The sequence below is a fragment of the Rhodopila globiformis genome (assembly GCF_002937115.1).
In the GTDB taxonomy this organism is placed as follows: Bacteria; Pseudomonadota; Alphaproteobacteria; order Acetobacterales; family Acetobacteraceae; genus Rhodopila; species Rhodopila globiformis.
This window is the reverse complement of sequence record NZ_NHRY01000085.1, coordinates 1-12212: the sequence shown is the minus strand read 5'-3', so window position 1 is coordinate 12212 and position 12212 is coordinate 1. Positions and strand designations below refer to the sequence as shown.

At 67.4% G+C, this 12212-nt stretch carries 14 protein-coding genes; 5 read left to right on the top strand and 9 right to left on the bottom strand.

All coding sequences use genetic code 11. The annotated features are described in order from the left end of the window. Positions 1-91: 91 nt before the first annotated feature. From rfbC to CCS01_RS09530, 6 genes are all read right to left on the bottom strand, one after another. A complete protein-coding gene (rfbC, locus tag CCS01_RS09555) occupies positions 92-649 on the bottom strand; it encodes a dTDP-4-dehydrorhamnose 3,5-epimerase (protein WP_104518601.1) in 558 nt (185 codons plus the stop codon). Then, on the bottom strand, positions 646-1521 hold the full coding sequence (rfbA, locus tag CCS01_RS09550; RefSeq protein WP_104518600.1) for a glucose-1-phosphate thymidylyltransferase RfbA: 876 nt from the start codon (positions 1519-1521) through the stop codon (positions 646-648). The genes rfbC and rfbA overlap by 4 nt, the downstream gene beginning before the upstream one ends. After that, positions 1518-2594: a dTDP-glucose 4,6-dehydratase gene (gene rfbB / locus CCS01_RS09545; protein WP_104518599.1), complete on the bottom strand. Its 1077-nt coding sequence runs from the start codon at positions 2592-2594 to the stop codon at positions 1518-1520. The genes rfbA and rfbB overlap by 4 nt, the downstream gene beginning before the upstream one ends. A gap of 44 nt (positions 2595-2638) precedes the next feature. Then, on the bottom strand, positions 2639-3298 hold the full coding sequence (locus CCS01_RS09540) for a TetR/AcrR family transcriptional regulator (protein WP_104518598.1): 660 nt from the start codon (positions 3296-3298) through the stop codon (positions 2639-2641). A 265-nt stretch (positions 3299-3563) separates the two neighbouring features. After that, positions 3564-4232, bottom strand: coding sequence for a glutathione S-transferase family protein (locus CCS01_RS09535; protein WP_104518597.1), 669 nt, complete (start codon positions 4230-4232; stop codon positions 3564-3566). Positions 4233-4352: 120 nt separating this feature from the next. Continuing rightward, entirely contained in the window at positions 4353-5417 is a 1065-nt protein-coding gene (locus tag CCS01_RS09530; RefSeq protein WP_104518596.1) for an extracellular solute-binding protein, read from the bottom strand. Positions 5418-5657: 240 nt separating this feature from the next. On the opposite strand from CCS01_RS09530, the gene CCS01_RS09525 reads away from it, so the two are divergent. The 4 genes from CCS01_RS09525 to CCS01_RS09510 all read left to right on the top strand — a co-directional run bounded on the left by CCS01_RS09525 (position 5658) and on the right by CCS01_RS09510 (position 9756). Beyond that, positions 5658-7217 carry a tetratricopeptide repeat protein gene (locus CCS01_RS09525; protein ID WP_158258315.1) on the top strand — a complete coding sequence of 520 codons (1560 nt, stop codon included), beginning with the start codon at positions 5658-5660 and terminating at the stop codon, positions 7215-7217. A 64-nt stretch (positions 7218-7281) separates the two neighbouring features. Continuing rightward, a complete protein-coding gene (gene hemE, locus CCS01_RS09520) occupies positions 7282-8316 on the top strand; it encodes a uroporphyrinogen decarboxylase (protein WP_104518594.1) in 1035 nt (344 codons plus the stop codon). 7 nt (positions 8317-8323) lie between these two features. Then, positions 8324-9490, top strand: coding sequence for a ferrochelatase (gene hemH, locus CCS01_RS09515; protein ID WP_104518593.1), 1167 nt, complete (start codon positions 8324-8326; stop codon positions 9488-9490). After that, positions 9487-9756 (top strand): type II toxin-antitoxin system ParD family antitoxin, encoded by a 270-nt coding sequence (locus CCS01_RS09510; RefSeq protein WP_104518592.1) that lies wholly within the window; start codon positions 9487-9489, stop codon positions 9754-9756. The genes hemH and CCS01_RS09510 overlap by 4 nt, the downstream gene beginning before the upstream one ends. Here the strand turns inward: CCS01_RS09510 and CCS01_RS09505 are convergent. From CCS01_RS09505 to CCS01_RS09495, 3 genes are all read right to left on the bottom strand, one after another. After that, positions 9657-10103 (bottom strand): type II toxin-antitoxin system VapC family toxin, encoded by a 447-nt coding sequence (locus CCS01_RS09505; protein ID WP_104518591.1) that lies wholly within the window; start codon positions 10101-10103, stop codon positions 9657-9659. The two genes, CCS01_RS09510 and CCS01_RS09505, sit on opposite strands and share 100 nt — an antisense overlap. 3 nt (positions 10104-10106) lie before the next feature. Further along, entirely contained in the window at positions 10107-10238 is a 132-nt protein-coding gene (locus CCS01_RS35060; protein WP_239992081.1) for a hypothetical protein, read from the bottom strand. Positions 10239-10456: 218 nt separating this feature from the next. Further along, positions 10457-11068 carry a hypothetical protein gene (locus CCS01_RS09495; protein ID WP_104518590.1) on the bottom strand — a complete coding sequence of 204 codons (612 nt, stop codon included), beginning with the start codon at positions 11066-11068 and terminating at the stop codon, positions 10457-10459. A 223-nt stretch (positions 11069-11291) separates the two neighbouring features. On the opposite strand from CCS01_RS09495, the gene CCS01_RS09490 reads away from it, so the two are divergent. After that, the gene (locus CCS01_RS09490) at positions 11292-11498 is read left to right on the top strand and encodes a hypothetical protein (RefSeq protein ID WP_204848201.1); all 207 of its coding nucleotides are present in this window, start codon (positions 11292-11294) and stop codon (positions 11496-11498) included. The last annotated feature ends 714 nt before the right edge of the window (positions 11499-12212 follow it).

Sequence of the window (12212 nt, the reverse complement as noted above, 5' to 3'; positions counted from 1 at the left end):
CATTGCGTAGGGCGTGTCCCGGCCACCCCCCCCCCCCACCGTTGAGGCGCACATGGCCGGGACACGCCCGGCCATGACGGTGAGGGAACATTCACACATAAAACAATGGCGGGCAGTCGCGCAGGCGGGGCAGGACCTTGTCCTTGTCCGACAGGATGACATCCGCCGCCGCCACCGGCCACTCGATGCCGATGTCGGGGTCGTTCCAGATCACCCCGCGCTCGGCGGCTTTGTCATAGGCGCCGGTGACCTTGTAGATGACCTCGGTTTCCTCGGTCAGCGTGCAGTAGCCATGCAGGACCCCGGCCGGTACCCAGATCTGCGTCCAGTTCTCGGCGCTGAGCGTGGCGCCGACCCAGCGGCCGAATGTCGGCGAGCCCTGCCGCGCATCCACCGCCACGTCGAAGATCGCGCCCCGGACGCAGCGCACCAGCTTGCCCTGGGCGTTTGGGCCAACCTGGCAGTGCAGCCCGCGCAGCACGCCGGCGCCGCGGGAGATCACGTGGTTGTCCTGGATGAACGGCCCGGGGATGCCCGCCTCGGCAAACCGGCCCTGGTTCCAGGTCTCGGAGAAGAAGCCGCGCGGGTCCTGGAACCGCGGCGGGGTGATCAGCCTGACGTCGGCGATCGCGAGCGGCTCGACCTTCACGCCATCGTCCCTTCGGCCAGTTCCATCAGCACCCGCCCCAGTTCCGTCTTCCCCAGCCCCACGGCATGGTCCCGCAGCCGATCGGCGTCGATGAAGCCCATGCGGAAGGCGACTTCCTCGGGGCAGCCAACGAGCATGCCGGTGCGCGACTGGATGGTCTGCACGAAGGTGGCGGCCTGCAGCAGGCTGTCAGGCGTGCCGGCATCCAGCCAGGCGCAGCCGCGCGACAGCTTCTCCACGTGAAGCGTCCCCATCTCCAGATAGACGCGGTTGAGGTCGGTGATCTCCAGCTCCCCGCGGGCCGAGGGCCTGATCCGCGGCGCGATGTCGTTGACGTGCTGGTCATAGAAGTACAGCCCGGTGACGGCCCAGTTGCTCATCGGCGCCGCCGGCTTCTCCACGATCTCCATCGCGCGGCCGGTGGGGTCGAAAGCGACCACGCCATAGCGTTCGGGATCGCGCACCTGATAGGCGAAGACGGTCGCTCCGGCCGGGCGTCCCGCCGCGGCGCGCAGCAGGGTCGAGAGATGATCGCCGTGGATGATGTTGTCGCCCAGCGCCAGGGCGCAGGCATCGCCCGCCAGCCAGTCGCGGCCAATGAGGAACGCCTGGGCAATGCCGTCGGGCTTCGGCTGCACGGCATATTCGAAGCGGACGCCAAAGCGCGACCCGTCGCCCAGCAGGCGGCGGAACTGCGGCAGGTCCTCGGGTGTGGAGATCAGCAGGATGTCCCGGATCCCCGCCAGCATCAGCGTCGTCAGCGGGTAATAGACCATCGGCTTGTCATAGACCGGCAGAAGCTGCTTCGACGCCGCCAGGGTCATCGGATGCAGGCGTGTGCCGGAGCCACCGGCCAGCAGGATGCCCTTCATGCTGCTTTCTCCTTGCCATCCGTCATGGTGCCGAGCCGCTGGCCGGCATAGCGTGCTTTGCGCAGGGTTTCCCACCACGGCCGGTTGTCCAGGTACCAGTCGATGGTGCGGGCCAGGCCGGTCTCGAAGTCATGCGGCGCCTTCCAATCCAGCGCGGTCTCGGCGCGCGACGGGTCGATCTCGTAGCGGAAGTCGTGCCCCGGGCGGTCGGTGACGAAGCGGATCAGCCGCTCGCGCGGGCCGGCCGGATCGGGCAGGCGACGGTCCAGGTGGGCGCAGATCGCCTTGACCACCTGCAGGTTGGTGCGCGGCTGGCGGCCGCCGATGGCATAGGTCTCACCGGGGACGCCCTGCTGCACGACGCGCACCAGGGCTTCGGCGTGGTCCTCGACGAACAGCCAGTCGCGCATGTTCGACCCGTCGCCATAGACCGGCAAGTCCCGGCCTTCCAGGGCGTTCAGGGTGATCAACGGGATCAGCTTCTCGGGGAACTGCCAGGGACCGTAGTTATTGCAGGTGTTGGAGACGATGGTCGGCAGCTTGTAGGTATGGCTCCAGGCCCGCACCAGATGGTCCGACGCCGCCTTGGTGGCGGAGTACGGGCTGCGCGGGTCGTACGGGGTTGTTTCGGTGAACGGCGGGTCGCCGGCTTCCAGCGCGCCGAACACTTCATCCGTGGAAATATGGTGGAACCGGAAAGCGGCCTTGCGCGGCTCGTTCAGTCCGCCGTAGTGCCGCCGCGCCGCCTCCAGCAGGGTGAAGGTGCCGAGGACGTTGGTGCGCACGAAATCGTCCGGCCCGTCGATCGAGCGGTCGACGTGGCTTTCCGCGGCCAGGTGCATCACCGCGTCCGGGTCATGCGTCGCGAACACCTGGCGCATGGCGTCGGCGTCGGCGATGTCGGCCCGCACCAGGATATGGCGGTGGTGTCCAAGACAGTCTTCCAGCGCGTCCTCGGACGCGGCGTATGTCATCTTGTCGACGTTCACCACCACATGATCCGTGTGGCGGAGCAAATTCCTGACGACCGCGGAGCCGATGAATCCGCATCCGCCGGTCAGCAACAGCTTCATACGCCCGAACTTCCCTGCTGTTCTTTTCTGCAATGCGATAAACACTATTCCGTATTCGTTAGCAACCTCAGGCCACTGATCCCGGACAGAAACAATGTGATGGCTTTGTTACGCCACACGGTGATTGCCTGCCTGTCAAATGGCCGTCCCAGCCCCATGGCGCGCCGCTGCGGGCCGACCAGCAGCAGGTGCAGGAATTGCTCGGCGGCGACGGCGGAGTCAATCGCCGGCAGGCCGCCGCGGGCGACGGCGTGGTCGAGCAGGGCGGCGATCCGCAGCACGCCCTCGTTGGCGCCGGCCTGCTGCAGCAGCAGCGGCAGCTCGGGGAAGCGGCCGCTCTCGGCGATGATCAGCCGGTGCAGGGCGATGGCCTCCGGGGTCAGGGCCACCGCCAGGATGGCGTCGGCCGCAGCCGTCAGCGCCGCTTCCAGGCTGTCGCCATCGCCCCATTCGCCGGTCATCGACATCCAGCGCTGCATCAGCCGTTCCAGCACGGCGCGGAACAACGCCGGCTTGCCGCTCCAGCGGGCGTAGATGGTGCGCTTGGCTACGCCGCGGGCGCGGGCGATCGCCTCGATCGTGGTCGCGGCATAGCCATCGGCCAGGAATGCGCGGGTGGCCTCGTCGAGGATCGCGATTTCCAGTTGGACCGCCGCCTGCGCCGTCGGCCGTCCGCCGGACCGGCGCGGGGCGTCAGTCCTCATGGCCGATCAATGGTACCAGTAGTGGGGATGATGGTAGTAGGGGCCCCAGGCCGGCTCGATAATGCAGCCGGACAGCAACAGGGCAAGGCAGACGGCGCCAACGGTGCGGATCAGGTGTTTCATACAGGGCCTCCTGACGACTGCGATGGCGCATCATGGGGCACAGTCCAAACGCAACGCAACGGGTGCGATGCATTCAAAGTGTAACAGCGTCATGGCATTCAAAGTGTAACAGCGTCATGCTCCAGGGTCAGAAGTCCCAAAGTCAGAAATCCAGATCGGCGTAGTGGTCGGGCGGCGTGGTGCCGGGCACCCGGTCGGCCAGCACGCCGCGGAAGCTCGGCCGCGACTTGATCCGCGCGTACCACTCCTTGGCCTGCGGCGAGATGGTCCAGTCCACCTCGCCCAGGAAATCCAGCGTGGACAGGTGCGCCGCGGCGGCGAAGTCGGCGAGCGACAGGGACGCGCCGGCCAGCCACTTCCGGTTCTCGGCCAGCCAGGCGATGTAGTCCAGGTGGTAGCGGAGCGCGGTGAAGCCGGTGCGGATCGACGACGGGTCGGGGTTGCCGCGGCGGGTCAGGCGGCGGAGGTACTTCTCTCCATACAGGTTGTTGGTGACCTCCTGCGCGAACTTGCCGTCGAACCAGGCGGTGAGGCGGCGGACCTCGATCCGCTCGGCCAGGGTGCGGCCCATCAGGCTGCTGTCGGGGTAGGCCTCGTCGAGGTACTCGCAGATGACGCAGGAATCCGGGATCACCAGCCCGTTGTCCTCCACCATTGTCGGCACGGTGCCGGCGGGGTTCAGCTCGAGGTATTCCGGGCGACGCTCCCAGGCCTTTTCCAGCCGCAGCTCGAACGGCAGGCGCTTTTCCGCCAGCACGAGGCGGACCTTGCGGGCATAGGGCGACAGCGGGAGATGATAGAGAACGCGCATGCGGTCGCATTATCGCCGCGGAGTCGCGCCGCGCAAAGCACGTATTGCGCGGTTCCGGCCTGAAAACGGCTGCCTGCGTGACTTTCCGGTGGGTAAATGCCGGATACCGCGGCGAAACCGTCAGTGCCCCAGCCATGCCTCGAAGCGCTGGCGCAGTTTCGGCAGGTTGTCGTGCCAGAACGCCGCGTCCAGCCGCAGGCCGGCGTTGGCATTGGCCGGATTGTTCGGCGACAGCGCCACGACGCTGGCGGGCACGCCGTCGGTCAGGCCCTTGGCCAGGCCGAAATAGCCCCCCTTCTTCAGGAGGCGCTGCTCGATCGCGGGCATACCGGTGAAGTACAGGAACTGTTCTGCTGTCCGCAGCGCCGGCGTGCCCTTGACGATGGCCCAGCTGTTCAGCTCGTACAGGCTGCCGGCGAACTGCACGCCGAAATTCCGGTGCGCCGACTCCGCCGCGGTGGTGATCTGGGCACTGGGGGCGCTGGTCATCAGCACATCGCCCGAGGACAGGATGCGCGGCGCCTCGGCGTTGGACGACCACCAGACGATATAGGGCTTGAGCTGGTCGAGCTTGTGGAACGCCCGGTCCACGCCCTCGGACGAGGACAGGGTCTTGTAGACGTCGCCTGGCGCGACCCCGTCGGCCATCAGGGCGATCTCCAGGTTGCCGCGCACGTCCTTGCGCAGGCCGCGCTTGCCCGGGTATTTCGCCACGTCCCAGAAATCCGACCATGTCGGCGAGACCGGCAGCTTGTCCTTGTCCCAGGCCAGCACGGTATCGACGGTGATCGCGCCGACCCCGCAGTCGCTGACCGCCTGCGGCAGGTAATGGTCCTTGCCGCCGATCATCGACCAGTCGAGCTTCTCAAACAGGCCCTCGCTGCAGCCGGTCGCGAGCTCTTCCGGGTCGACCATGACCACGTCCCAGGCATTGGTCGGCGGCTTGACGTGCTTGCGCAGCGTCGCGATGTCGCCCTCCCACACCTGCTGCACGACACGGGCCCGGGTCACGGCCGTGAACGGCTGGACGTAGGCGGACTGGACCGCGCGCTGCAGCGACTCGTCGCGGGTCACGATGGTCAGGGCTTCCCCACCGGCGTAGGATGCCTGGGTTGCGAAGATGGGACTGGCCGCAAACAGGGTGGCGACGAGCGCCAGGGCGGTCAGGAGCGTGCGGGCGGGCATGAACAGTCTGATTCCAGCTTCCTGATGTCCGCAGCACGCTACAGGTCGCGGGCCTTCTGAGCAACGACCCCCGGGCAACAACTGTGTGCCGCTGTTCGTTTCTGTCCTTGATTGGACGGCACCGCAACGGCTGGTTGGGCCGGCGCGGCGGGCGAATGCGCCATATCGGGCGGTTGCTGGTCCGTGCTAACTGATTGTTAATTTTCTGCCTCCATCATGCGGCTTTCGGCAGAGAGACAGATGCTGATGGATTCGACGGAACGGCTTGCATCCGCCCTGCGGCTGCTGGAGTCCGGCTGCTGGCAGCAAGCGGCGGCAGCCGCGCAGGCCGTGCTGGCGGCTGATCCCGACGATGTGCCGGCGGCCCGGCTGAGCGGGCTGGCCATCGCGGCCATGGGGGAAGCCGATCGCGCCGCCCCGTTGCTGGCCCGGGCGGCGGCGCGGCCGGACGCGCGCCATCCCTGCCTGGACCTGGCGGCGCTGACCCCGCCGCTGCCGCACACGCTGGTGGTGCGGCAGTTCCGCGCCTGCCTGGCGCTGTCGCCATCCGACCACCGGCTGCGCCGAATTTTCGCCGAGTACCTGCTGGACTCGGACGATGACGAGGCGGCCGAGGCGGTCCTGGCGGACATGCCGGGCGATGCCGTCACGCACCACCTGAAGGGCATGGCGCGGGCGGCACAGGGACGCTATGCCTCGGCCATCGGCAGTTTCAAGCTGGCGGTGGCGCTCGATCCCGGCGCGGCGGCAAGCTGGTCGAACCTGGGCATCGTGCTGAAAGCCGACGGGCAGTTCCAGCGGGCCATCGCGGCGCATGACCGGGCGGTAACCTTGCAGCCGGACAACCCGCAATTCCGCGTCAACCGGGCTGTCGCGCTGCTGCACGCCGGCGCCTGGGAGCAGGCGTGGCCGGACTTTGAACACCGCCTGGACCTGGTCGAGACGCCTGGTTTCGACCGGGCCCGGCTGATGCCTTCGCTTGCCGCCGGCGACAGTCTGGCCGGCCGGACCATCCTGGCGCTGCACGAGGACGGGTTCGGCGACACGCTGCAGTTCCTGCGGTACCTGCCCCTGCTGGCCGAGCGCGGCGCGACGGTCATCGCCTGCGTGCCACCAGCGCTGGAGCGGGTGATGCGCCTGGTGCCGGGCGTGGCCGCGGTGGTCACCGATGCCGGCCGGTCGCCGGCGCATGATCACGTCTGCCCGATGTTCAGCCTGCCGCGGGTGTTCGGCAGCACGATCGACACCATTCCGCCGGTGCCGCGTCTGGCGTTCGACCCGCCGCCGCGGCCGTCCGGGACGCAGCCGCGCGTGGGACTGGTGTGGGCCGGGCAGGCGCGGCCGTATCTGCCGGGGTTCCGTGCCCTGGACCGGCAGCGCAGCGCCGGCCTGGCGGCGTTCGCGCCGCTGGCCGCGCTGACCGGCGTCCGCTTCGTCAGCCTGCAGATGGGACCCACCGCCCGGCAGCCGGCGCCGCCGGGCCTGGTGCTGGAGGACGCGATGGCGGAGGTGACGGATTTCCTCGACACCGCCCGGGTGATCGCCGGGCTGGATGCGGTGGTCAGCGTTGACACCAGCGTGGTGCACCTGGCGGGGTTGGTCGGCAAGCCGGTGCTGCTGCTCGACCGCTATGACGGGTGCTGGCGCTGGTTGTACGGCCGCGCCGACAGCCCGTGGTATCCGAACCTGCGGATTTTCCGCCAGGAGCAGCCGGGCGACTGGTCCGCCCCCATGGCGCGCATCGCTGCTGCGCTGGAAGCGCGGAGCGCGTTCTGCGGGTTTGTCGCTGATCCGACTTGACCGGCGGGTCCAGTACCTTAGAGACAGGCGCTTCCAGCCTATCTTCGGTAAATGGATCTTGATCATGAAACGGTTGCTACGGAGTCTCGATGGGGAGGCGGTATGGCCGCCGCCGGTTTGGTTGATGCGCCAGGCTGGACGCTACTTGCCGGAATACCGCGCGGTGCGCGCCAAAGTGCCGGACTTTGTGGCGCTGTGCCTGAACCCGGAACTGTCCACCGAGGTCACGCTGCAGCCGATCCGCCGCTATGGCTTCGATGCGGCGATCCTGTTCAGCGACATCCTGATGCTGCCCTGGGCGCTCGGCCACGGGCTGGCGTTCAAGGAAGGCGAAGGCCCGTGCCTGCCCGAACTGCGGGATGAGGCGGGCGTCGCCGCCCTGGACCCGTCGCGCCTGACCGATCGGGTGAAGCCGATCATGGAGACGGTGCAGCGCATCCGCGCCGGCCTGACCGCCGAGGGCTTCGGCGAGACCGCGCTGATCGGCTTCGCCGGCGCGCCGTTCACCGTCGCCTGCTACATGGTGGAAGGCGGCGGGTCGAAGGATTTCGCCGCGGTGCGGGGCATGGCGTACACCCAGCCCAAGGTGTTCCAGCGGCTGATGGACACGCTGACCGACGCGACGATCGAGTACCTGTCGGCGCAGGTGACGGCCGGGGCGGAAGCGCTGATGCTGTTCGACTCCTGGGCGGGCGTGCTGTCGGCGAACATGTTCCGCCAGCACGTGATCGCGCCGGCGGCGAAGATCGTGCAGGCGCTGCGGGCGCGGCATCCGGGCATCAAGCTGATTGGCTTCCCGCGCCTGGGTGGCGTGATGGTGGGCGAATATGCCGCGGCCACCGGCGTGGACGGGGTCGGCATCGACACCGGCAGCGACATCGCCGCGGTGGCCGACATGATGCCGGTGCATATCGCGGTGCAAGGCAACCTGGATCCTCTGGCGGTGGTCGCCGGCGGGAACGCGATGCGGGTGGAAGCGGAGGGGATCTTGGACGCCGTGCGCGGACGCCCATTTATCTTCAATCTCGGGCACGGGATCGTGCCGCAGACTCCGCCCGAGAACGTCGCGGCCCTGCTGGAGATCGTGCGTGCCGGTTAGAGGGTTGATGAAGTTTGAACGTTTGAACGTGGTGGCGGGCGAGAGCCCGTCATCGACCGCTTTGGAGGAGGGCGTGCCGGCGATCGGAGCCGGCACCGTCAACACCCCGGTGACCGGGCGCAGCCGCAAGGTGGCGATCGTCCTGTTCAACCTGGGGGGCCCCGATCGGCCGGAGGCGATCAAGCCGTTCCTGATGAACCTGTTCCTCGACCCCGCCATCCTGCGGGTACCTTTCTTTATCCGCCCGTTCCTGGCGCGCTACATCGCGCGGGCCCGGGTGAAGGGCGCGACGGACAACTATGCGCTGCTGGGCGGCAAATCGCCGCTGCTGGGGCTGACACGCGAGCAGGCCGCGGCGCTGGAGGCGCAGTTGCCGGAGATGGACGCCAAGTGCTTCATCGCTATGCGCTACTGGCATCCGTTCAGCCTGGAAACCGCCAAGGCGGTGAAGGCGTGGGAGCCGGACGAGATCGTCCTGCTGCCGCTGTATCCGCATTTTTCCACCACCACGACGGGCAGTTCGCTGACCGCCTGGAAACAGGCCTCGGTGCAGGCCGGGCTGGTGGTGAAGACGACGACGCTGTGCTGCTACCCGACCGACGACGCCTACGTAAGGGCGACGGTAGCGCTCGTGCGGGCGGCGTATATGAAGGCCCGGACCGAGCTGGACCCGGCGATTCCGCTGCGGGTGCTGTTCTCGGCGCACGGGCTGCCGGAGACGATCATCAAGAACGGTGATCCGTATCAGTGGCAGGTGGAGCAGACGGTGCGGGCGGTGGTGTCCGCCTGGCAGGCGGATATCGACTGGGCGATCTGCTACCAGTCGCGCGCCACGCCGCAGAAATGGATCGATCCATCGACCGAGTCCGAGATCGAGCGGGCGGCGCGCGACAGGACGGCGGTGCTGGTGGTGCCGATTGCGTTCGTGTCGGAGCATACCGAGACCCTGGTGGAACTGGACGTGGAGTATCGCGACCTGGCGCGGGACCTGGGTGTGCCGGGATATTACCGGGTCCCGACGCAGAATGCCGATGCCGGGTTCATCGCCTCGCTGGCCGATCTGGTGCGGCGGACGCTGGAAAGCGGGCCGGGGCTGTGCAGCCATGCGGGCGGGCGGATGTGCGAGGATCCGTTCGGGGAGTGTCCGTTCCGGGCGCGGATACCGGATGTATGAGTGATCGCCTGGATGAGGCGGATTTGAGGCTCGCGGCGCTGCGGACGGCGCTGATCGAAGGCGAGGCGAGCGGGGCGGCGGACGTATTTGATTTCGAAGCGTTTCTTGCCAGGAAGCGGCGCGACCGAGAGGCTGCCGTGCGGGCTCGGGACGCCGGACGGGCTTATCAGGGCGCATCCTCGGGCAGTGCTATGAACGGGTCGTGGAGCGGCACTCCGAACCCGGCAAAACGTCGCAGGGTACGGGTCAGGATTGTGTATCCGTAACGCCGAGCGGTCGCCGCGATCGCCAGATCCGCCAGATCCGGAGACAGTCCCGCGCCGCGTGCCTGATCGGCCAGGCCGCCGACCAGTCGGGCGACCGGGATATCCAGCATCAGTATGTGGCTGCTGTAGAGGTGGAGAACCGTCTCCAGCCACTCTGCCAGCCGTTCGGCTTGGCTGAACGCGCCGTGGCGGCGAGCCTTGGCAATGCCTTCCTCGATTTCGGCGATGGTGATGACCGAGACGAACAGGTGCCCGCTGTTCTGGTCCATCCAGTCGATCAATGCAGGCGAGGGGACGACTTTCGTGGGCGCTCCGACCGACAGGACGTTGGTGTCGACCAGATACACGGCCTAGAAATCCGTTTCGCGTAATCCATGTCGAGTCCGCTCCGGCAGGTCGTCGGGCTCAATCGGTGCGGCCATCAACAGGCGCCCGAAGGACGGCACGCGCGACAGCCGTTCCCAATCCTCGAAACTCAGCAACACGGCTTCCCGGCGTCCGTGCCGGGTGATGATCGAGGGGGTCCTTGCCGAGCCTGGTCGACGACCTTGGACAAGGTCGCTTTGGCATCACGAAGCTGGATTTCGCGCATGGGTCTGTTTGCGACTACTGTAGTCACTAAAATGCCGATGCGTGCCGTATGCCAGCGTGATGACCGTCAGGACGTTCCTGGTGCGGCACCACGCCGGTTGGCACGGGGTCATGCGATCTGCGCGAACGCTGCCTCCGGCTGGTGCAGCGGGACCGGGGCGGCGGCCAGGCGGGCGGCTTCCTTTTCCGCCAGGCGGCGGGCGACCCGTTCGTCGAGCCGGGCGGCCTCCTGCTCGCGCTGGCGCTGCTTTTCCGCCTGACGCTCGGCGAAGCGGCGCTGCTGGCGGGACATCTGCGGCTCGGCCGGGGCGGCGCGGAGGAAATCGAGCAGGTCCGCGGTATCGCTGCTGGCGGGCAGATCCTGCGGGTCGTCGGGCTGCGCGGCGGCGGGTTGGGCGGCGAGTTTTTCCAGCTTGGCTTCGTGCTGCTGCGCGGCGCGGTTCAGGGTGCTGGCGTTGCCGCGCAGGCGGAGGACCTGGTTGGCCGGCATCTCCGGTTCGGCGGCGCGGCTGAGCGAGTCGAGTGCGCCGAAGCTGAAGGCGATGGCGAGAGCAGCGAGGCGGAGCTGCCGATCAGTGCGGATATCGTAGCTGGCCAGCAGCGCGGCGGCGGCGTCGCGGGCGGTTTCGACGTTGCCGGCAGTCGAAGGCAGGAACAGGGCGGCGAGGAAGGCGAGGATGCGGTCGAGGACGGCGGGGGTGAAGCAGGCGGCGTTGAGCATGGTGCGGTGCCGGGGCTGGAGGATGCAGTTGATTGTGGTTGTTCTATTACAGGTTGTGGAATAAAGCAAGAACAAAACACATGTACCTGCCCCTCTGACGGATTGATCCGGCAGTGCCTGTGTCCCAGCCAGATAAGTGATGCCGCCTCGGGACGTATCGGACGGCAGTACAAGTTATAGGATTACGATGCCGAAGAGGCTTAGCATTACGGTTGATGCCGAGGTGTATGACGGTCTGCATCGGGTCATCGGCCGGCGGCGCATCAGCCGCTTCCTGAATGACCTTGCCCGTCCCCATGCCGTCGATCAGGATCTCCGTGCTGGCTACGCCGCCATGGCGGCGGATGAAGAGCGCGAGGCCGGGGCCGCGGCATGGTGCGAAGGATTGGCCGGAGACGTCGCCGATGAACCGGGCCGCCATAGCGGATGATGCTCTACGACCGCCCGCCGGAGATTCAGCCCCCGTTCCCCAATCCTTGCGGCGCCTCGCAGGCCGGAACGGCGAATGGCGTTCCGTCACGGTCCAATGGGGTGGCATTTGCGGCGAGCGCTACGGTCATCACGGGCGGGTCGAGGCGGCGGCGGAGCCTGGATTGGCTACCGCTTTCAACGCGGAGAAGACGAAGGACCGCCGAGGGCCACGAAGGGTGTGAACGGGTCAGACGACGAAGCGGCGCGGACCATCCTTCAGGCAACCTGCCATGGACGGAATCCGCGCCGATGGCACGACGTACCGCGATTGCCGGTCCAAAAATGCGGTTCGTCCGGTCCCGACAGGCCAGGATGGTCCGGTCTTCGTGGCCCTTCGTGAGCCTCCGCTTTCTCCATGTTGAAGATCGCGGAAGGATGAGCGAACATGGACGTTTCCGGATGATGCTGATATCACCCGCCGCGGATTCAGCCCCAGCCGTTGCCGACCATGGCCAGGGCAAACAGCCGAGGGCCTTCCGCCATGTCCCGTGCGGTCGGCATTTCCGGCAAGCGGTACTACAGCATCAAATGTGGCGCGCCACATTTGATGCGTAATGTGGCGCCGGTGGATATGTGGCGTTCAGCGCCGAATGCGGCTGCCAGGGCCGGTTGGTGGCCTTTGAACGCCACATAACCAAATGATCGAGAGTGGTCGGGTCTTCATCTATCAGGA